Origin of the sequence: Iocasia fonsfrigidae, from assembly GCF_017751145.1 — a bacterium.
Classification (GTDB): Bacteria; Bacillota; Halanaerobiia; order Halanaerobiales; family DTU029; genus Iocasia; species Iocasia fonsfrigidae.
The window spans coordinates 2,972,436-2,992,598 of the sequence record NZ_CP046640.1 but is presented as its reverse complement, the minus strand read 5'-3'; the positions used below and the strand labels follow the sequence as shown (position 1 = coordinate 2,992,598).

Here is a 20,163-nt window from a genome sequence, read left to right as displayed (position 1 = left end):
TATTGATTTATAGTTGTTGAAGATAAAAGAAAACTGTGCTATAGGCAATTTGCTTTTATATTATACCAGAAATATTTTGGATAATCAATCCCTTGACAAAAAGGAATATGTGTGTTATATTCTTTAATATATTAAAGTATTAAAATAATAAAGGAATGATGTCAAATGCCCAGTAATATATTGAAATCACCGCGGGGAATGAGGAGTTATCTGCCGGAAACTGCGGTTGAATTAGAAGAGATAGAGGGAAATATACGCCAGACTTTCAGGCTCTGGGGGTATCAGCCTTTTATTACCCCAACACTTGAATACTATGAGGCTTTAACTGTTGGTATGGGTTCAAGACTTAAAAAGGAATTATATAAATTTATAGATTATGAGGGAAATATTCTCACCCTGCGGCCAGAGCTTACAGCACCTATTGCGCGAACAATTGCTGCCAGGGTAGGTGAGATGACTTTACCAGGGCGTTTTTCTTATAGTGCCTCTGTTTTTCGTTATGATGAACCCCAGACAGGTAAGAATAGAGAGATATATCAGATGGGTGTAGAATTAATTGGTGAAGGGGAGAGTAAGGCAGATGCCGAAGCCCTTATCCTGGCTATTGAGGCAATCCTCAAGACAGGTTTGAGGGATTTCAAGTTTGATATAGGCCATACAGGTTATTTAGATGGAATTATTGAAGAATTGAAGTTGGATAGAGAAGAGATTGATCAAATTAAAACATATCTAAATGGAAAGAATATAGTTGGTTTGAATAATTACATTGAGAAACTGGGGATAGCTAATAAAGACCTTCTTTATAAGCTGCCGGGGCTCCGCGGAGGCAAGGAGATTCTCAATAAAGCCGGGGATATGGTAAGTAATAACAGGTCAAGGGAGGCCCTGCAAAATCTACGTGATATTTATGCCTATGTGGCAGACTATGGTCTGGCAGATTATCTGACTTTTGATTTAGGACTTATTAGAGGTTTTGATTATTATACCGGTGTAGTCTTTGAGGGTTTTACAGAAAAGCTTGGTTATACAATCTGTGGTGGTGGGAGATATGATAATCTTATCAGACAATATTGTCAAAGAGATATCCCGGCCATTGGCTTTGCTATTGGTCTGGAGAGGGTTAGACTGGCTTTAAAAAAACAGTCATACCATTTCCAGGAAGACAAAATTGATGATTTATTTCTTTTTCCAGCTGACAAAAGGAAATTAGCCTTGGCTACAGCCAGGACTATGCGGGAGAAAGGTTATATAATTATCCTGGAGGAGAGGGATAAATTTAGTACTGAATTGATTGAATATGCCGGAGAGATGGGAACAGGGAGGATAGTATCCTTTCATCCAGCTGATAGTGTTGAAGTGGTTAAGATTAAGGATAAAGAGAGGTTTAAACAGGAGATAAGTGAAGGATGGGAGGGTATATTATGGCCAAAATAATTACTGCTTTACCTAAGGGAAGGTTAATGGAACAAGTTGTTGAAATATTAAAAGAGGCTGGCTTTATTTCCACTGGACTGGATATAGATGAGATTTCACGTAAACTGGTTTTTACTGATGAGAAGACAGGGCATTCGTTTTTACTGGCTAAACCCAAAGATGTACCTGTTTATGTAGAACACGGTGCAGCTGATATCGGTGTAACCGGTAAGGATGTTATCCTTGAACACGGCAAAAGGCTATATGAGGTCCAGGACCTGAAGGTAGGGACCTGTAAACTGGTGGTTGCTGTGCCAGTTGAACAGGGAATAAACAGGGTTGAGGATATCCCTGATCACAGCCGGGTAGCTACTTCTTTTCCTAATATTACCAGGCATTTCTTTCAAAAAATTGGTAAGCAGGTAGAGATAATTTATTTGAATGGGTCGGTTGAACTGGCTCCACTGGTTGATCTGGCTGACCTGATTGTAGATATTACTTCAACTGGAACAACCCTGCGCAAGAATAATTTGCTACCCATAGCAGACATTACCTTTTCGTCATCTAGACTAATTGTTAATAATGTTAGTTATAAGACTAAACACGGGATTATTGGGAGATTGATTGAAAAACTTAATGAGATAAGGGGAGATGATAGTGATGCGTAAATTATCTTATCCCCGTGATCGAGGGGAGATAAATAATCTGCTGGCAGGGAGAGGATTTGCTGTGGCAGATGAAAGAACAGAACTGGTTAATGATATTATCAATGATGTACTGAATAATGGTGAGCAAGCGGTTTTAAAATATACTGCTAGATTTGATGGTATAGAACTGGATGGTTTACTGGTAAGTGATGAGGAATTTAAGGATGCCTATAATAAAGTGGGAGATGATTTTATAAGCTCCCTAAAAAAATCGATTGTTAATGTTAGGGAATTTCACCGCAAACAACTGCGGCAGAACTGGTTTACATATAAGAATAGTGCTATGACAGGTCAAATAATTAAGCCGTTAGCCAGGGTAGGGGCCTATGTACCAGGTGGTAGGGCTGCTTATCCATCTTCTGTTGTCATGACAGTTATTCCTGCTCTAGCTGCCGGGGTTAAGGAAGTAGTAGTAGTATCACCACCAGATAAAGAAGGCCGGATAAACCCCTATACACTGGTGGCAGCCAGAGAAGCAGGTGTTGATGAAGTATATAAGATAGGTGGTGCTCAGGCTATTGCTGCTCTGGCTTATGGTACAGAGACTATCAAAGGTGTTGATAAGATAGTAGGGCCAGGAAATATCTATGTTACCCTGGCTAAAAAGGCTGTCTTCGGGGTAGTCGATATTGATATGCTGGCTGGTCCCAGTGAGGTTTTGATACTTGCTGATAGTAGTGGACACCCTGATTATATAGCAGCAGACTTACTTTCACAGGCTGAACACGACCCCTTAGCTATCTCTGTTTTGATAACAGATAGTGAGCTGCTGGCAGAAAAGGTAGATAAAGAGCTTGCTCTACAGTTAAAAGGATTAAACAGGAAAGAGATAGCCACTACTTCAATTAATGAAAATGGGTTAATTATTCTTGTTGATGATATTAAGGCAGGGAGTGAGCTGGTTAACCGTTTTGCCCCGGAGCACTTTGAATTACTAGTCAAGGAGCCTTTTGCTATTTTACCTGAAATTGATAATGCAGGAGCGATTTTTATAGGTGAATATTCATCTGAACCTCTGGGGGATTATCTGGCAGGTCCCAATCATGTTTTACCAACAGGTGGTACAGCCCGTTTTGCTTCACCACTAAACACAGATGATTTTATTAAGAAATCCAGTATTATTTATTACCAGAAGAAAGACCTGGCCTCTATCAGTGATGATATTATTCAACTGGCAGAACTGGAGGGTTTAGATGGGCATGCTAATGCTGTTAAAATAAGGTTTGAAGGGAATGAGTTCAATGATTAAAATAGAAAGGGAAACGGCTGAAACATCTATTAGCCTTGAATTAGAGCTTTACGGCAGTGGTAAGGCTGAGATTGATACAGGGATTGGTTTTTTTGACCATATGCTTAATTTAATATCCTTTCATGGTTTTATGGATTTGAAGCTAACTGTTCAGGGTGACCTGGAAGTTGATGAACATCATACAGTAGAGGATGTAGGGATAGTACTGGGGCAGGCCATTAAGAAGGCTTTAGGTGATAAGGCCGGTATTAAACGCTATGGAAATGTTACTATACCAATGGATGAGGTTGTTATGCAGGTTGTGCTGGACTTGAGCGGTCGTAGTTATTATGCTGCTGATCTGGAGTTCAGCAGGGAATGTGTAGGTGCTTTTCCTGTAGAGTTATTTGCAGAGTTTTTCAGATCCTTAAGTAGTAATGCCGGAATGAATCTTCATTTTATGATGATCAGAGGTGGTAATGCCCATCATGTAATAGAAGGGGCTTTTAAGGCCTTTGGACGTGCCCTGGATGAGGCGACCAGTATTGATCAGAGGATCGGGAATAAAGCCCTTTCGACTAAAGGGAGTCTAGGGGAAGGTGATCAATAGTGATAGTTGTAATAGATTATGATATCGGTAATCTTGCCAGTGTTGTTAAGGCCTTTGAATACCTCAATGTACCAGTAAAACTCAGTAGTGATTACCGTGCTCTTGCAGAAGCCAGTGGTATAGTACTACCTGGTGTAGGTGCTTTTGGTGAGGGAATGGAGAATCTTAAAAGGTTAAAGCTGGAGAAAAGAATTATTGAAGAGGTCAGAACTGGTAAACCCTTTTTCGGTATCTGTCTGGGTATGCAGCTTTTATTTAGTAGTAGTGAAGAATGTCAGGAGACTGCTGGACTGGGCTTGATTGAGGGTGAAGTAAAGTTATTTGATCGTAATAAAGTTGGTAAGGTACCACATATTGGCTGGAATCAGGTGGAGATCATGAAGAAAGACCAGGTTTTTAATGGCTTAAATGGAGAGAATTTCTATTTTGTACACAGCTATTATGTGAAACCAGTACGGGATGATGTGATACTTGGCAAAACAAATTATGGCAATCAAACCTTTGCAGCTGTGGTAAGAAGGGATAATGTCTGGGGTATGCAGTGCCACCCTGAGAAGAGCAGCCAGGTAGGTTTGAGTGTTTTAAGAAATTTCAGTGGGGTGGTTTTAAATGCTAATAATACCAGCAATTGATTTAAAAGAGGGATGTTGTGTAAGGCTTTTAAAAGGGGATTTTAGCAGGGAGACGATATACAGCAAGAATCCACTGGAAATGGCTGGGTACTGGCAGAAGCAGGGGGCTCAATACCTTCATATAGTTGATCTGGATGGGGCTCGTGATGGTAAACCGCAGAATTTATCTATCATCAAAGAAATTGCCTTCAGTCTTGATATACCTGTTCAATTAGGTGGTGGTATCAGGTCTTTAGAGATAATTGACTTATACCTGAAGGCCGGGGTTGACAGGGTAATCCTGGGCACCCTTGCCCTAGAAGCTCCAGAAGTTGTTAAAGAAGCGGTAAAGAAATACGGCCCTGAGAGGGTAGTAGTAGGGGTTGACGGTCGCCGGGGTAAGGTTGCTGTTAAAGGTTGGCTGGAAGATAGTGATATAGATGTAGCCCATCTGATCAAGGAGATGAAAGAGATAGGGGTCAAGACCTTTGTATATACCGATATTAGTAAGGATGGAACCCTGGAGGGTCCAGATATTGCCGGGCTTGCCTGTTTAAATAAGATTGACCAGATAGATGTTATTGCTTCAGGTGGGGTTTCATCCCTGCAAGACCTGAAAAAATTAAAGGAAATAGACATTAAGTATTCTATTGTGGGAAAAGCCCTGTATACAGGTGACCTGTCCCCTGACCTGAAGAAACTACAGGAGGAATTATAAATGTTAACTAAACGGATCATTCCCTGTCTGGATGTTAAGGATGGAAGGGTTGTTAAAGGAGTGAATTTTGTCAATTTACGGGATGAAGGTGACCCTGTAGATTTAGCCAGCTTTTATGATCAAGCAGGAGCAGATGAGCTGGTTTTTCTGGACATTACTGCCTCACATGAGGAACGTAGTATTATGCTGAATATTGTTAAAGAGACTGCCTCCAGGGTTTTTATTCCTTTCACAATTGGTGGTGGTATTAGGACAATAAATGATATGAGAGAGATACTATTAGCAGGTGCTGATAAAGTATCTATCAACTCTGCTGCTATTAAAAATCCTCAGCTTATTGCTGATGGGGCGGCTAGATTTGGCAGTCAGTGTATCGTCCTTGCAATTGATGCACGGAGGCGGGACAAAAATGACTGGGAGGTCTATACCCACGGCGGACGAAATGCAACTGGCTTAAATGCTGTTGACTGGGCAATAAAGGGGGAAGAGATGGGTGCTGGTGAAATACTCCTGACTAGTATGGATGCAGATGGTACTAAAGATGGCTATGACCTTGATTTGTTAAAAACTATCTCTGAAACAGTAAATATACCTGTAATTGCCTCTGGTGGTGCAGGTAAACCTTCTCATCTAAGGGATGCTCTGGTAGTTGGTAAGGCCGATGCTGTTCTGGCAGCTTCTATCTTCCATGAAAAAGAATATACAGTTAAAGAGATAAAGAATTATCTGGCAAATGAAGGCCTACCTATACGGAAGATTGATTAAGAGGAAAGAGTATTTTATAAATAAGGGTCTTTCATAATAGACCTTTTGCATAATTGAATTGTTATCCAGACGATTAAAACGGAGCACCTAGGGCACTCCCTATTTAAATAGACCATACAAGAAAATTAAGGTTGCAGAATTTAGTAAAGACAATTATGAAGAAGGATGTTTTTTGTTTCGCTGAGTTTTTTTAAAATAACGCATGGATAGCTCAGCACTAGCACAGCGGTGCGTCGGACCTTGGTTTAGGGAGTTTTGACGTCCTCGATGGACTAATACTGGCTCCTACCTTGCGTATTTCAATAAAGGAGGCAGTAAAAACAGCCCATAATTGGCTGATACTAAATTCGTTGCGGAGTTTTTGTCTGGGAACAATCAATTATGCAAGACGCTAAATTAATTGTTTAACAGGTGGTGTAAAAGTGGATAAGATAATGAAAAATGTAAAATTTAATGAAAAAGGCTTAATTCCGGCTATTCTGCAGGATAGTAATACAAAGGAAGTCTTAATGGTAGCTTATATGAATCAGGAATCCCTGGAGATGACTTTGCGAAGTGGAAAGGCTACTTTCTGGAGCCGTTCCAGACAGGAATTATGGGTTAAGGGGGAAACCTCCGGGAATTATCAACTAGTGGAAGAAATAAGGATTGATTGTGATAATGATACCCTCCTTGTCATGGTAAAACCACTGGGCCCGGCCTGTCATACAGGAAAAAAAAGTTGTTTTTATCGTAAACTGGATGGTCAGATTTTAGATAATAAAGAAGATGGTGATAGTTATAATTACTTTCTGGAAAAGGCTGTTTTCCTTAAAAAATTATATCAATTGATCAAGGAGCGCAAAGATAAGCCGATAGAAGGCTCTTATACAAACTATCTCTTTAATGAAGGTGTTGACAAGGTCTGCAAAAAGGTAGGGGAAGAGGCTGCTGAGGTTATTATAGGGGCTAAAAATGCTGATCATGATGAGATAGTCTATGAAGTAAGTGACCTAATCTATCATTTGCTTGTTTTATTAAATATCTATCAGATACCATTAGAGGATATTTTGATTGAGTTAGAGGGTAGAAGTAAATAATGTTGGAAGTGATTAGATGTATGGTTTAGTTCTTGAAGGAGGAGGCTCTAAAGGAGCATATCAGATTGGGGCTTACAGGGCTATTAAGGAACTTGGATTTAAGATAGATGCTGTTTCTGGTACCTCTATAGGGGCTTTAAATGGAGCGATGATTGCCCAGGGGAAAGAAGAAGAGGCTTATGAACTTTGGTATAATATAAAACCATCCAGAATATTTAATGTAGAGGATAGATATTTACAGGAATTAAAGAATTTTGATTTTAATCAGCATAATATCCTCTATTTTTTAAAAAGGGCAAAAGAAATATTGAACAATCGTGGACTAGATATTTCCCTTATCAGGGGACTTCTGGAAAAAAATATAGATGAAAAAGTACTAAGGGAGTCTGCTATAGAATTGGGAATTGTTACAGTTAATCTATCTGATATGGAACCACTGGAATTATTTATAGATGATATTCCAGACGGCAAAATAGTAGATTATTTAATTGCCAGTGCCTATTTTCCTGCTTTTAAATTGGAGAAATTAGACGGTAAACTTTTGATAGATGGTGGGTTTTATGATAATTTGCCAATTAACATGCTAGTTTCCCGGGGGTATAAAGAGATTATTGCAGTTAGAACCTATGGTTTGGGACGAACTAGAAAGCTCGATTATGATAATACAAGAATAAGATATATAACACCACAGGAGGATCTTGGTCGTATACTGGATTTTAGTAATAATAGGGCCAAAAAGAATTTGCAACTTGGTTATCATGATACTTTAAAGGTTTTTAAGGGACTAAAGGGAAACAAGTATTATATTAGTTCATTGGGTAATGAACGTCTCCTGCTAGATTACCTTATGAGTCTGAAAAGAGAAAGGATTCTTGAGATTGGTAGATTAATGAATTTAAGGGAGATACCTGTTAATAGATTATTATTTGAGCATATTATCCCCAGGTGTTCATTACTCCTTGGTTTTGACAGGAAAACAGACTATGAAGATATTATATATGCTTTACTGGAAAGGGCTGCAAAGAATCTATCTATAGATAGGTTTCACATCTATTCTTTTAATGAACTGCTAAATAAGGTTAGTGATAAACTAGCGTTAAGTAAAAAAACTGCCAGACGGATACCAGGTTTTATACGTCAGAATGACCTGCTTGCTAAAACAGTTAAAGATGAATTATTAAATGATATAGTATCTATCATGTTTTCATGATACATTTTGAAATAAAAGGGTCTCTCAATTAATTAATTGAGAGACCCTGATTATATTATTTTACTGCATTCTTTGGTTAAGGTAAGGATCCTGTTTGTTTATGTAATCGGAAAATTGTTGATGTGCTTGTTGAATATCTTGTTGGGCAGCGGCTTTAAAACTGTAAAAGCCGTGTTCAAACATTAAATTAAAAAGGTCTCTTTCACAATCATGGGTTTCATTCAGAATATGAATAACATCATTATAAAGCTGTCCATGGCTTGCTTCTCTGGCAAAGACATTAAATCCATCACTTAAATATTTTTCTGTGGCCAGGATATCATTAAGGAAATCTCGGTCATTCATATCTGGTCCAGTCTGTTGTTGGATATTTGATTTTGGATTTTGGATAGTCATCTGCTGGTTTTGCTGTCCTCTATTAGTATATTGTTGATTATATGGCTGGTTCATCTCGTTATGCTGGGTATAGTGATCTTGGTTAACACCATACTGGCCCCTTGACTGATAAAAATCTTGATTTTGATTAAATTGATTGTTTTGTTTATCCATTGTTAAACCCCCTATTGTGGTGATAGTTAGAATTGGCTGGGTTAATATGTTTTAGTAGTATTTTATAGTGTTTCTGGTGTATCTGACCAGCCTGATTAATATGCTGCTTTATTTGATTATTCCTACACTCATTGGCAAAATGGCGACATTTTTTCATGGCCAGTAGTTCCCAGGATAAGGCATCCTGTAAATATGATAGGTCTTTAGTAGTAATATAGGCAGGTGGTTTTGACATTCTTTCCTGTGTCTGTTGATTTCTTTGCTGATGTTGCTGGTATTGTTCTTGGTTATATTCCTGTGTTGGAGTAAAAGTTGTATGTTGATCCATTATTTCACACCCTTTTTTTTATTTACTATTATTATGTAACAGATTTAAACAAATATTATTCCAATTTATTACAGGACAAAGACTTTCTCTTAAAAATCACTAGTATGAGTAATCCTGAAGGCCAGTATAGACTAATATTTTTCCAGATTATTTCCTCTAATTTCAGATTGTATATTATACTGATAATAATTAAGGTCAAACCAGTGAGAAAAGGCCAGTAAATATGAATGAATTCCTGAGAAGATGTTTTTTTACAACTAATAGCAAAGATAATTAAAAGGGTGATTCCCAGTATAGAGATGATTAATAGTTTATTACTGATAAGGCTAATCAGCTTATTAGCTATTATTATCTGGGCAATCCCTGTGTTTGTAAAAATAAAGCCGGCAAAGAGATTAGATAAATTCTGATCATTAAATTTGTAAAGGGACAGGAGAATAATGCCTATGTACAGGAGAAAAGGATCCCCCGGGCAGAAAGACATGTTTCTATATAATAGGTATAGTGCGGTGTTGATTATTAATGAGGTGGAAAAATTTAAGGTAGTTATTTTCACAATAAAAAAACTCCTTTCTAATTATTCAAAGGTTGATTATGTTTTTTCCAATATAGTTTATGATCTGAAAAAGAAATAAGTGCAGGCAGGAGTTTGTCTGCAATTATAGAATAATATAACTTGTATATTGAAAATAAGGTCTTTTAATGAATACAGTAGCTAGGAGTGATTTTTGTGGATGATGATGTAATTTTAAAGGGATTGAATCCAGAACAGCAAAAGGCAGTAGAACACCTTAATGGTCCATTACTTGTCCTGGCCGGTGCGGGAAGTGGTAAAACAAGGGTTTTGACCAGACGGATAGCCTATCTTATTGATCATTATAGAGTGTCTCCCTATAACATTTTAGCAGTAACCTTTACCAATAAGGCTGCTGAAGAGATGAAAGAAAGGGTGGCTAGTTTACTGGACAGTCTAGGGGGGACTATCTGGGTTAGTACTTTTCACTCCTTTTGTGTAAGGATACTCCGACGTGAGATTGCTAAAATAGGTTATAGTGATAATTTTGTTATCTATGATACCTCTGATCAGAAGACAGTTGTGAAGGGTGTTTTTAAGGAGTTAAATATTGACCCCAAAAGAACTAAACCAGCCGCTGTACTGGCTGAGATTAGCCGTGCTAAAAATGAACTTATCTCTGTAGAAGAGTATCAAGCGGGTTCAGGGGATTATTTCAGTCAGATTTCAGCCCCTGTCTACCAGCGTTACCAGGATAGATTAAAGGAAAACAATGCCCTGGATTTTGATGACCTGATTATGAAAACTGTTGATTTATTTAGAGAATATCCCCTGGTGCTGGAGCATTATCAGGAGAGGTTTAAATACATTTCGGTTGATGAATATCAGGATGTTAATACTGCCCAATACCAACTGGTGCATTTGCTGGCAGCAAAATATAGAAATCTGTGTGTGGTAGGTGACCCTGACCAGGGGATTTATGGTTTCCGCGGTGCTGATATTAAAAATATCCTGAACTTTGAAAAAGACTATACTGATACAAAAATTATTAAATTGGAACAGAATTACCGTTCTAAGGAAAAGATACTTGAAGCAGCTCACAGTGTAATTGCTAATAATATCTCCCGTAAAGAAAAGAAACTATGGACAGACAGGGGAGAAGGAGAAGATATAAATCTCTATGTGGCCCAAAATGAGAAGGATGAGGCGTCATATATCTGTAAATCTATTGGGGAATTATTAGAGAGGGGCTATAATTATGGAGATATTGCTATTTTATACAGAACTAATGCCCAGTCAAGGGCTTTAGAAGATTCTTTAGTTAAATATGCTATACCATATCAGATTATTGGGGGCTTACGTTTTTATGACCGAATGGAGATTAAGGACATACTGGCCTATTTAAGGGTAATTTATAACTCTGATGATGATATTAGCCTACAGAGGATTATTAATCGACCCAAAAGGGGTATTGGTGCTGGAACAATAGCAAAACTTGAGAGGTATGCCTCAGAGCAAGGGATAAGCCTCTATCAGGCTGGTCTAAGGGCTGAGGAGATTACGGATTTAACAGGTGCTTATCAGAAACGGGTAAAAAATTTCTTTTCTATGATGGAGGAGTTCAGGGAATATGCCGGAGAGAATACTGTTGATAGGTTAACAGATAAGATTTTAAAAGAGACATCCTATAAGGGCCAACTAGAAAAGCAGGGGACAGTTGAAGCAAAAACACGGTTGGAAAATATCCAGGAGCTTTTTTCAGTGATGCAGGAGTTTCTAAATAATGGTGAGGATAATAGTCTGGCAGGGTTTCTGGAAGAGGTGTCATTAATATCTGATGTTGACACTATGGAAGATACAGAGCAGTTTATTGTCTTAATGACATTTCATGCTGCTAAGGGTTTAGAATTCCCGGTAGTATTTATGGTAGGTATGGAAGAGGGTATCTTCCCACATGCCAATTCCATGTTTGAGGTTGAGGGCATTGAGGAAGAAAGAAGGCTCTGTTATGTAGGTATTACCAGGGCGATGGAGAAATTATATCTGAGTAGGGCCAGAGAGAGGATGAGATTTGGTGAGTATCAGGCAAATCCCCCTTCTCAATTCCTGCAGGAAATTCCTGATGAATTATTAATTGAAAGGGATTCAATCTTTAATATTGATAAGGCTGATGAGGATCCTAGTAACGATAAAGTTGTAAGTACTGATAAAAATAGACATGCTGCTAAGCGGCAAAACTATAAGGTTGGGGACAGGGTGCTTCATCCGAAATGGGGCATTGGGGAAGTTCTGGAGATAAACAATGAACGTTCACTGGAATTAAAGATAAAGTTTTCCCGTGGGAAGGCCAGAACTCTTCTGGCTGAATATGCCCCTATACAAAAAGTTTAATGTGTATTTTTTAAAAAAATTTAAATAAAAGAAGGAATTTTTAAATTTGTGTAGAATATAAATTATATTACATAACAAAACCGGTTTTGCAAGGTGAAGGTGAGCGGAAAATGGCGACAATCAATGATATAGCTAAACTGGCCAATGTTTCTAAATCTACTGTTTCAAGGGTTATTAATAATTATCCTGATGTAAATGAAAAAACAAAGCAGAAGATTATTAAAATTATGCAGGAGAATAACTACTGGCCGAACACAATGGCCAGAAGTCTTTCTACTAATAAATCATATACCATTGGTATGTTTGTCCCTACAAATCTGAATAACTTTTTCTTTCGTGAAGTAATACAGGGAATTGAGTATACTTTGGGAAAGCATGGTTATGACCTTTTATATTTTACACATCAGAAGACAATGAGATTTTATATGGATACGGGTATAAAGTTTAACTTTGTTGAAAAGAGTTCTGATAAGAATGTTGATGGAATAATTATGCTTGGTTTTAATATGAAAAATATTGCTAGATTTAATAAGTTAATTAAATCCAAAATACCAACAGTTTTTATAGATGTAAAGTTAACAGGTGAAAGGGCTTCATATATAATTTCAGATAATGAAAAAGGGGCTATTAAGGCAGTAGAATACTTGATCAGCCTGGGGCATCAAAAAATTGGTTTGTTATTGGGTCCTGAAGAGGTAAAACCTACCCAGGATAGGTTAAGTGGCTGTAAAAAGGTTTTTGAAAAATATGGATTACAGGTCAAAACAGACTGGCTTTATCATACTGAATATACCCTGGAAGATGGTTATAAATCTATGAAAGAAATACTAACTATGACGGATAGGCCAACAGCTATTTTTGGAGAAGATATGATGGTTATTGGTGCTATCAGGGCAGCTAGGGATGCTGGATTAAGTGTTCCTGAGGATATTTCTTTTGTAGGTTTTGATAATATTGAGTTAAGTTATCACTACAATTTAACTTCTGTTAATCAGGACCAGTATAAGATGGGAGAAAAAGCTTCAGAGTTACTTATGAAAATAATAAATGAGGAAGAATTTAATCCTATTGTCTTACCAGTTAATTTTGTTGAAAGGACATCCTGTCGGTATTTAAGAAATTAGTTTTTAGAAGTTAATTTTACCCCTTCCCCAAACCGGTTTTGTATTTACTGAACATTCTAAAGGGAAGTAATATTACAACTGATGATTAGGGAGGTGATGGTTAAAATATAAGAATCATGAAATGATCATAGTCTAAACAAATTTAAAGGAGGAAAAAGGTAATGAAAAAGAGTTTTGTCCTACTGGTTATAACTTTGTGTCTGGGTGTTGTCTTTAGTAATATGGTGCTGGCCGATAATATTACTTTGACATTATGGGATATAAGGACTGAAAGTGATACTAGCCGGCCAGCTGTAAAAGATGCTATTGCCCGTTTTGAAGCTGCTAACCCTAACATAAAAATTAAGCATGTTCCAATTACTAATGATAATTATAAGACTAAAATTAGAACTGCCATGGCTGCTAATAATGAGCCTGATATTTTTATGACCTGGGGGAGTTCAAGTCTTGAAAAATATGTTAATAATAATAAGGTTTATAATCTTACAGAACATATGGATAGTGACTGGTTAGCAAGGTTCCCTGTCGCTGCCCTTGAATTAGGGAAAGTTGATGGGCAATACTATGGTGTACCGGTTACCAATATGACAGTTGCCTTAGTCTGGTATAGAAAAGACTTATTTAATAAATACGGCTTAAAACCACCGAAAACTTATGAAAACCTGCTTAATGTTGTAGAGACATTTAAAGATAATGGTATTACTCCCTTTACCCTGGCAAATAAAACCAAATGGACCGGTTCTATGTATTTTGTATATTTAGTTGATAGAATTGGCGGTCCTGATGCCTTTAAAAATGCCCTAAACAGGACAGGTGCTTTTAATGATGAACCTTTTATAAAAGCAGGAAAAGTAATACAGGAGCTAATTAAAATAGGTGCTTTTCCTAAAGGTGTAAATGGTATGGATGAAGATACTGCTCAGTCCAGGGCTATGCTGTATGCTGATAAAGCTGCCATGTATTTAATGGGTAGTTGGACTCTTGGGTCAATGAATAATGAAAATCCAGAATTAATCAATAATGGTAAAATAGGATTCTTTAATTTTCCAGCCTTTAAAGATGGCAAGGGAGACCCAAGTAATTTAATTGGAACCCCTGGTGATAATTATTATTCAATAACACAAAAATGCAGATATAAAGATGCTGCCGTTAAATTTCTAAAATATCTTACTGATCAGCCTATGGCAGAAAAGCTGGTTGAAATAGGTAATATACCACCATTAAATGGTGCTAAAGATAAAATTAAAGACCCAATATTAAAGGGGGTATATGAACAAATACAGAAGGCGGCATATGTACAGCTGTGGTATGATCAGTCATTACCACTTGAATTAGCCCAAGTTCATTTAAACACAACCCAGGCTTTATTTGGTTTACAGATGACACCTGAAGAGGCAGCAAACAAGATGGAAGCTGCTGCTAAAGAATATTATGGGGAATAACTGTTTAAAATGTTTAGTTAACTAACTACCTATCTTTCAATAGTGAAGGGGATATATCCCCTTCACTATTTACAATAATGTATAGAGGAGGATTTGATGAAAAATTTAATCCATTCAAAAAAATTTGTAGTTTTTATATTTCTACTACCAGCTTCATTTTTTTGTATTATATATTTAGTAGCACCTATTCCTTTGTCAGCTTATTATTCATTTTTGGAATGGGATGGTATGGGAAAGGGTTTTTTTATAGGCTGGCAAAATTGGACTAAATTAATACATGATGAAATTTTCTGGGTCTCAGTAGCTAATAATTTTAAACTTGTTTTTCTTTCTTTAATAGTACAAATACCAATGGCAATACTATTAGCTCTTTTTCTTAGTTCTAAATTAAGAGGAACTAAAATATTTAAAACCATTTTTTTTGTACCAATGTTGCTTTCCTCAGTAGCTGTAGCTTTTCTCTGGCGCTATATGTATGATCCTAATTTTGGGTTAATAAATAATTTTTTGAATTTAATTGGTCTTAATAAATGGGCTCTCTCCTGGTTAGGTAATCCTGATATTGCCTTTTATTCTGTAGTCGCCCCGGTTTCATGGCGTTTTATCCCTCTTTATATGATCATTTTTATGGCTGCAATTTCTGGTATTCCAGAACAGTTATATGAAGCTGCCAAGATAGATGGTGCTAATTCATTGCAAGTATTCTGGAGAATTACTCTGCCTCTCTTGCGGCCAACTATTATCAGTGCTGCTGTTCTTATTATTGTCGGTTCACTAAAATATTTTGCTATGATATTTGCTTTAACAGGTGGTGGTCCAAACCATGCTTCAGAATTAATGGCTACTTATATGTATACAAAGGCTTTTACAGAGTTAAGGATGGGTTATGGTAGTACAATATCACTGGCCTTGTTTATTATAGCCTTTGTAGTATCTATTGTCTTTTTGTACATTACTAACTTAAGAAAAGGAGTCAATGACTAAAGGAGGGTGGAAGAATGATTACAAAAAATAAACTAAGTAAAATTATAATATATTTATTTTTATTAAGCTGGTTAATAATAACAGGTTATCCTTTAATTTTTCTTTTACAGAATAGTTTTAAAGGTAATCTTGAGTTTTTTACAAATCCAGTCTGGTCTTTACCAGCTTCTTTTAATTTAGAGAATTATATTCATGTTGGTATAGGATCTGGTTTTTATCGTTATTTTTTAAATAGTATTTTTGTTTGTCTTGTTTCAGTAATGATAATTATTTTAGCCTCATCAATGGTTGCCTATGCAATTGCCAAATTAAAATTTAAATTTAGTAACCTGGTATTTATTCTATTTGTGGCTGGTATGATGATCCCTATACATTCCACTTTAATCCCTGTTTACAAAATGACCTTGTCATTGGGTTTATATGATAATCTAATAGGTTTGATAGGGCCTTATGTGGCTTTTAGCCTGCCGGTTTCAATATTTATTCTTACTGGATTTATCAAAGAGATACCTTGTGAACTTGAAGAAGCAGCAGTTATTGATGGTGCCAGTTATTATAAAATATTTGGTTCAGTTATAATGCCATTAGTAAAACCAGCTATTTCGACTATAGCAATTTATAATTTAACTATGTTATGGAATGAGTTTGCTTATGCACTTGTTTTGACTTCTAGTCCAGAGAAGAGGATTTTAACCTTAGGTTTATTTGAATTTCAATCAGCCTATGGAATGGATATACCCAAAACATTAACGGCATTATTACTATCGGTCTTACCTTTAATAATTATGTATATATTCTTTCAGGAAAAAATTATTAAGGGCATGACTGCTGGGGCTTTGAAGGGGTAGTATTTTTAATTATAAAAACAATGAAATGTGAAAGACCTTACTAAAAAAATTTTGGGAAAAAGAAGGAATTTTGTAATTTATCAAGAATATAATATAATGCAAAACCGGTTTTGAAAAGTGGGTAGATGACCAGGAGTTTTTCTATTTAATATATTTTCGGATAAACCAAAACCGGTTTTGGTAATCAAGAAGTTGTAAGGTTCTAATGTTATAGGGGGGTGAATAGGGACAATTTATATATAAAAAGTTATAATTAGTTGTTTTTTAGTTGAGGATATGTGAAAGTGAATTTAAATAAAAGGGGGACTAATTAAATGTATAGGAAATTTTTAATGATTTCTATGGTTGTTTTGTCAATTCTATCTTTATCACTGACTAGTTTTGCAGCAAAAAAAATTGAATTAAGGATGTCATGGTGGGGTTCAGAGACAAGGCATAGAAATACATTAGAAGCAATTGAACGGTATGAAGAAATGAATCCAGATATAGATATTATACCAGAATATTCAGGATTTGAAGGATACAGGAATAAGCTGTTTTCACAGATAATGGCTAGTAATGCACCTGATATCTTTACAACTGTAATGGAATGGTATTCGGATTTAGAAGACGCAGATGGCATGGTGGATATTACTGGAATGGTAGATGTTAGTGGTCATAACCCTAAATATGTAGAGGCTTGTTCTTTTAATGGGAAAATGTACGGTGTTAACCTATCTGTTAATGGAATTGTCTTAAACCAGAATGTAACTCTCCTTAAAGAACTGGGAGTAGAGCCATTAAAAGCACCTTATACATGGGATGACATGGTAGCCAAATTCAAAGAGGTTTATGAAAAATCTGATGGAGAAGTTTATGGTGCAGCTGATTTTACAGCTAATATTGAGGGTATGGGTTTCGATATATTAAAATACTATGGTTATTCTAAATTAGGTTATGAAGATGCTTTTCCTTTCAATAACGAGAAATTTACTATTAAAAAAGAAGATATTCAAGACTTCTTACAATTCTTTGTTGACCTAAGGAAGAGTAACGCTGTAGCTCCTGTTGATATTTCATCAATGAATGATTTTTCAGCCAATTCGTTACTAATACAACGTGTAACTGCTTTTGAGATTAATTTTGCAGGAACTTTCGGAAGGTATCAAGACCAAACTACTGATGATTTACAACCAGTACCATTACCTGTTGGAGAAAATGGAGAAAACGGAGACCTTGCTAGACCTGGTTTAATATTCTCAGTTTCTAAAAATTCTAAGCATGTAAATGAAGCCACCAAATTTATTGAATGGTTTACTACTAGTCCGGAAGCAGCCAAAATATTGAAGAATTGTAGGGGAGTTCTACCCACAGATGTACAGCGAGCCACCCTCTTAAAATCTGGAGCACAATTAAATGACATTGATAGAAAAGTTATGTCAGTTGTAGATAAAATTCTTGAAAGAGATTTAAAAATGGCTTATGCTGGTCCAGGTGGAAATGGAGAATTAGGACCTATTATTCTACCTGAAATTAGCCAGATGATTGGTTTTGGGCAGATGAGTGTAGAAGAAGGTGCAGATGAATTTATGAACTCTATTAATGACTAATTAATTTTCTTATTAATGGATTAATTTAAGAAATAAAATTAAAATATGGGTTTGTATTAACTATAGGCCCATATTTTTAAAAACAAACTGTTAATTAAAATAGTCTTATGGTCTTTAATTAAAAAGGGAATTATACTGTTTAATTATTTTTAAAGAATTACATTAGAAGGATGGGTGTTATGAAAGCTAATATTATAAATAACAGGTCTATGTCTATAAAGAACAGGAATAAGCGCAAAGAATATATGATAGCCTTTCTATTTCTTGCTCCATGGTTGATTGGAATAATAATCTTCACTCTTTGGCCATTTATTAGTTCATTTATAATGTCGCTGCAGAAGACTAATTTATTTTCATCAACATTTATTGGGTTAAAAAATTATAAAGAACTACTTAGTGATAGAAAGTTCATCAAGTCATTAAGTGTCACACTTAAGTTTGTATTTATTTCTGTTCCCTTGAAATTGTCTTTTGCTCTTTTTATTGCAGCAATTTTAAATGATAAAATAAAGGGAACAAATTTCTTTAGGAGCGCTTTATATCTACCTTCATTAATTGGGACCAGTGTAGCTGTTGCAGCTATGTGGACACAGTTGTTTGGGGCAAGGGGATTGATTAATAATGTCCTGGAGGTTTTTGGTGTCCAGGGGAAAAGTTGGATTGCCAATCCTTCAACTGCATTATATGTACTTGTTTTACTAGTTGTCTGGCAGTTTGGTTCATCAATGGTTATTTTTTTATCTGGGCTTAAAAATATACCTAGTTCCTTATATGAAGCGTGTGAAATAGATGGTGGTAATAAGGTTCAGCGTTTTTTCTATATTACTCTACCGATGTTATCTCCTGTTATATTATTTAACCTGATATTACAGACTATCAGTTCTTTTCAAATTTTTACACAGGCCTTTATTATTACTCGCGGTGGACCAATAAACGAAACACTCTTTATGGTACTCCATATTTATAATAAGGCATTTTTGGCTTCAGAAATGGGTTATGCCAGTGCATTATCCTGGGTACTATTGCTAGTAATTTTAGTTGTAACCGGACTAATATTTTTCACATCTAAACATTGGGTTTATTATGAGAGCGAATAGGAAGGAGATCATATAAAATGGCTTTTAAGAAAAGTAAAGTAATAAAATATACTTTTTTAATATTATTTACACTTTTTATGCTATACCCACTAATCTGGCTTTTCTTAGGTAGTGTAAAACCAAATAATGAAATATTTACCCCAGGTGGTATTTTGCCATCTAAATGGCTGTGGAGTAATTATATTAAGGGTTGGTTTGCTATCCCGGGTTATTCATTTGGGGTATTTTTCTGGAATACCTTAAAATTAGTATTTTTTGTAGTGATTGGTACAGTAATCAGTACAACAATGGCTGGATATGCTTTTGCTAGACTGAAATTTCCCTTTCAGAAGACCCTATTTGCAATTTTGATGGGGACCTTGATGTTACCACAACAGGTGCTATTAGTACCAAGGTATGTGCTATATTCGACTCTGGGTTGGGTTAATTCATATAAACCGTTAACTATCCCAGCATTTGCAGCCCAATTTGCAGGGGCTTTCTTTATCTATCTGATGGTACAGTTTATCAGGGGTATTCCTCGTGAGTTGGATGAAGCTGCGATAGTTGATGGTTGTGGCCACTTTAGAATTTTCTGTAACATAATTTTACCAAACTGTAAACCAGCTATTTTCAGTATAGGACTATTTTCCTTTATGTGGTCCTGGAATGATTTTCTAAATCAATTACTTTATATTAATGATGTTGGAAGTTTTACCATTTCACTTGGTTTGAGAATGTTCCTTGATAATGCAGCTGCTGTTAGTTGGGGTTCATTATTTGCCATGTCTATTCTATCTCTTGTACCACTTGCAATTCTATTCTTTTTTGCACAGAGGTTCTTTGTTGAAGGTATTGCAACTACTGGTGTTAAAGGATAATCTTTATTAAGAATAACTGTTAATAATAGTAATTATTCTCCGCAGTTTATTAGTTGGAGAAGAAAACATAATAGGCATTAAACCCCATAGGAAGTC

At 36.0% G+C, this 20,163-nt stretch carries 20 protein-coding genes; 18 read left to right on the top strand and 2 right to left on the bottom strand.

The features are described from left to right. Nucleotides 1-165 precede the first annotated feature (165 nt). From hisZ to GM661_RS14310, 9 genes are all read left to right on the top strand, one after another. On the top strand, nucleotides 166-1,434 hold the full coding sequence (gene hisZ / locus GM661_RS14350; RefSeq protein WP_230867454.1) for an ATP phosphoribosyltransferase regulatory subunit: 1,269 nt from the start codon (nucleotides 166-168) through the stop codon (nucleotides 1,432-1,434). Next, complete coding sequence (gene hisG, locus GM661_RS14345; RefSeq protein WP_230867453.1) at nucleotides 1,422-2,081, top strand: ATP phosphoribosyltransferase; 660 nt, start codon at nucleotides 1,422-1,424, stop codon at nucleotides 2,079-2,081. The genes hisZ and hisG overlap by 13 nt, the downstream gene beginning before the upstream one ends. After that, nucleotides 2,074-3,369, top strand: a complete 1,296-nt coding sequence (gene hisD, locus GM661_RS14340) for a histidinol dehydrogenase (protein WP_230869805.1) — start codon at nucleotides 2,074-2,076, stop codon at nucleotides 3,367-3,369. Before hisG ends, hisD begins: the two co-directional genes overlap by 8 nt. Then, a complete protein-coding gene (hisB, locus tag GM661_RS14335; protein WP_407929598.1) occupies nucleotides 3,353-3,958 on the top strand; it encodes an imidazoleglycerol-phosphate dehydratase HisB in 606 nt (201 codons plus the stop codon). Before hisD ends, hisB begins: the two co-directional genes overlap by 17 nt. Further along, on the top strand, nucleotides 3,958-4,590 hold the full coding sequence (hisH, locus tag GM661_RS14330; RefSeq protein ID WP_230867451.1) for an imidazole glycerol phosphate synthase subunit HisH: 633 nt from the start codon (nucleotides 3,958-3,960) through the stop codon (nucleotides 4,588-4,590). Before hisB ends, hisH begins: the two co-directional genes overlap by 1 nt. Continuing rightward, a complete protein-coding gene (gene hisA, locus GM661_RS14325; RefSeq protein ID WP_230867450.1) occupies nucleotides 4,568-5,287 on the top strand; it encodes a 1-(5-phosphoribosyl)-5-[(5-phosphoribosylamino)methylideneamino]imidazole-4-carboxamide isomerase in 720 nt (239 codons plus the stop codon). The genes hisH and hisA overlap by 23 nt, the downstream gene beginning before the upstream one ends. Then, entirely contained in the window at nucleotides 5,288-6,052 is a 765-nt protein-coding gene (gene hisF / locus GM661_RS14320; RefSeq protein ID WP_230867449.1) for an imidazole glycerol phosphate synthase subunit HisF, read from the top strand. Nucleotides 6,053-6,486: 434 nt separating this feature from the next. After that, nucleotides 6,487-7,131, top strand: a complete 645-nt coding sequence (hisIE, locus tag GM661_RS14315) for a bifunctional phosphoribosyl-AMP cyclohydrolase/phosphoribosyl-ATP diphosphatase HisIE (RefSeq protein WP_407929676.1) — start codon at nucleotides 6,487-6,489, stop codon at nucleotides 7,129-7,131. Nucleotides 7,132-7,147: 16 nt separating this feature from the next. Then, complete coding sequence (locus GM661_RS14310; protein ID WP_230867447.1) at nucleotides 7,148-8,341, top strand: patatin-like phospholipase family protein; 1,194 nt, start codon at nucleotides 7,148-7,150, stop codon at nucleotides 8,339-8,341. 60 nt (nucleotides 8,342-8,401) lie between these two features. Here the strand turns inward: GM661_RS14310 and GM661_RS14305 are convergent, their stop codons facing one another. Both GM661_RS14305 and GM661_RS14300 read right to left on the bottom strand, forming a co-directional pair. Next, nucleotides 8,402-8,791 (bottom strand): spore coat protein, encoded by a 390-nt coding sequence (locus tag GM661_RS14305; RefSeq protein WP_407929675.1) that lies wholly within the window; start codon nucleotides 8,789-8,791, stop codon nucleotides 8,402-8,404. A 91-nt stretch (nucleotides 8,792-8,882) separates the two neighbouring features. Continuing rightward, entirely contained in the window at nucleotides 8,883-9,218 is a 336-nt protein-coding gene (locus GM661_RS14300; protein WP_230867445.1) for a hypothetical protein, read from the bottom strand. A gap of 446 nt (nucleotides 9,219-9,664) precedes the next feature. Between GM661_RS14300 and GM661_RS14295 the strand changes: the two genes are divergently transcribed. The 9 genes from GM661_RS14295 (at nucleotide 9,665) to GM661_RS14255 (ending at nucleotide 20,067) form a co-directional block, all read left to right on the top strand. Further along, a complete protein-coding gene (locus GM661_RS14295; protein ID WP_230867444.1) occupies nucleotides 9,665-9,853 on the top strand; it encodes a hypothetical protein in 189 nt (62 codons plus the stop codon). Between the two features lie 95 nt (nucleotides 9,854-9,948). After that, nucleotides 9,949-12,123: a DNA helicase PcrA gene (gene pcrA / locus GM661_RS14290; RefSeq protein WP_230867443.1), complete on the top strand. Its 2,175-nt coding sequence runs from the start codon at nucleotides 9,949-9,951 to the stop codon at nucleotides 12,121-12,123. Between the two features lie 110 nt (nucleotides 12,124-12,233). Continuing rightward, nucleotides 12,234-13,247, top strand: a complete 1,014-nt coding sequence (locus GM661_RS14285) for a LacI family DNA-binding transcriptional regulator (RefSeq protein WP_230867442.1) — start codon at nucleotides 12,234-12,236, stop codon at nucleotides 13,245-13,247. Nucleotides 13,248-13,408: 161 nt separating this feature from the next. Then, a complete protein-coding gene (locus tag GM661_RS14280; RefSeq protein ID WP_230867441.1) occupies nucleotides 13,409-14,689 on the top strand; it encodes an extracellular solute-binding protein in 1,281 nt (426 codons plus the stop codon). Nucleotides 14,690-14,785: 96 nt separating this feature from the next. Then, a complete protein-coding gene (locus GM661_RS14275) occupies nucleotides 14,786-15,673 on the top strand; it encodes a carbohydrate ABC transporter permease (protein ID WP_230867440.1) in 888 nt (295 codons plus the stop codon). Nucleotides 15,674-15,687: 14 nt separating this feature from the next. Then, complete coding sequence (locus tag GM661_RS14270) at nucleotides 15,688-16,521, top strand: carbohydrate ABC transporter permease (RefSeq protein WP_230867439.1); 834 nt, start codon at nucleotides 15,688-15,690, stop codon at nucleotides 16,519-16,521. A gap of 314 nt (nucleotides 16,522-16,835) precedes the next feature. Further along, nucleotides 16,836-18,110: an ABC transporter substrate-binding protein gene (locus GM661_RS14265; protein WP_230867438.1), complete on the top strand. Its 1,275-nt coding sequence runs from the start codon at nucleotides 16,836-16,838 to the stop codon at nucleotides 18,108-18,110. Between the two features lie 179 nt (nucleotides 18,111-18,289). Continuing rightward, nucleotides 18,290-19,207, top strand: a complete 918-nt coding sequence (locus GM661_RS14260; protein ID WP_230867437.1) for a carbohydrate ABC transporter permease — start codon at nucleotides 18,290-18,292, stop codon at nucleotides 19,205-19,207. Nucleotides 19,208-19,224: 17 nt separating this feature from the next. Continuing rightward, on the top strand, nucleotides 19,225-20,067 hold the full coding sequence (locus GM661_RS14255; RefSeq protein WP_230867436.1) for a carbohydrate ABC transporter permease: 843 nt from the start codon (nucleotides 19,225-19,227) through the stop codon (nucleotides 20,065-20,067). The last annotated feature ends 96 nt before the right edge of the window (nucleotides 20,068-20,163 follow it).

Bases quoted from the DNA above. Each gene is read 5' to 3' on its own strand.
- GM661_RS14275 (WP_230867440.1), top strand. From the start codon at position 14,786: ATGAAAAATTTAATCCATTCAAAAAAATTTGTAGTTTTTATATTTCTA.
- GM661_RS14280 (WP_230867441.1), top strand. From the start codon at position 13,409: ATGAAAAAGAGTTTTGTCCTACTGGTTATAACTTTGTGTCTGGGTGTT.
- GM661_RS14305 (WP_407929675.1), bottom strand. From the start codon at position 8,791: ATGAACCAGCCATATAATCAACAATATACTAATAGAGGACAGCAAAAC.
- hisZ (WP_230867454.1), top strand. From the start codon at position 166: ATGCCCAGTAATATATTGAAATCACCGCGGGGAATGAGGAGTTATCTG.
- GM661_RS14255 (WP_230867436.1), top strand. From the start codon at position 19,225: ATGGCTTTTAAGAAAAGTAAAGTAATAAAATATACTTTTTTAATATTA.
- hisA (WP_230867450.1), top strand. From the start codon at position 4,568: ATGCTAATAATACCAGCAATTGATTTAAAAGAGGGATGTTGTGTAAGG.
- hisD (WP_230869805.1), top strand. From the start codon at position 2,074: ATGCGTAAATTATCTTATCCCCGTGATCGAGGGGAGATAAATAATCTG.
- GM661_RS14310 (WP_230867447.1), top strand. From the start codon at position 7,148: ATGTATGGTTTAGTTCTTGAAGGAGGAGGCTCTAAAGGAGCATATCAG.
- GM661_RS14300 (WP_230867445.1), bottom strand. From the start codon at position 9,218: ATGGATCAACATACAACTTTTACTCCAACACAGGAATATAACCAAGAA.
- hisB (WP_407929598.1), top strand. From the start codon at position 3,353: ATGAGTTCAATGATTAAAATAGAAAGGGAAACGGCTGAAACATCTATT.
- GM661_RS14260 (WP_230867437.1), top strand. From the start codon at position 18,290: ATGAAAGCTAATATTATAAATAACAGGTCTATGTCTATAAAGAACAGG.
- GM661_RS14270 (WP_230867439.1), top strand. From the start codon at position 15,688: ATGATTACAAAAAATAAACTAAGTAAAATTATAATATATTTATTTTTA.
- GM661_RS14265 (WP_230867438.1), top strand. From the start codon at position 16,836: ATGTATAGGAAATTTTTAATGATTTCTATGGTTGTTTTGTCAATTCTA.
- hisF (WP_230867449.1), top strand. From the start codon at position 5,288: ATGTTAACTAAACGGATCATTCCCTGTCTGGATGTTAAGGATGGAAGG.
- hisIE (WP_407929676.1), top strand. From the start codon at position 6,487: ATGAAAAATGTAAAATTTAATGAAAAAGGCTTAATTCCGGCTATTCTG.
- hisG (WP_230867453.1), top strand. From the start codon at position 1,422: ATGGCCAAAATAATTACTGCTTTACCTAAGGGAAGGTTAATGGAACAA.
- GM661_RS14295 (WP_230867444.1), top strand. From the start codon at position 9,665: ATGTACAGGAGAAAAGGATCCCCCGGGCAGAAAGACATGTTTCTATAT.
- GM661_RS14285 (WP_230867442.1), top strand. From the start codon at position 12,234: ATGGCGACAATCAATGATATAGCTAAACTGGCCAATGTTTCTAAATCT.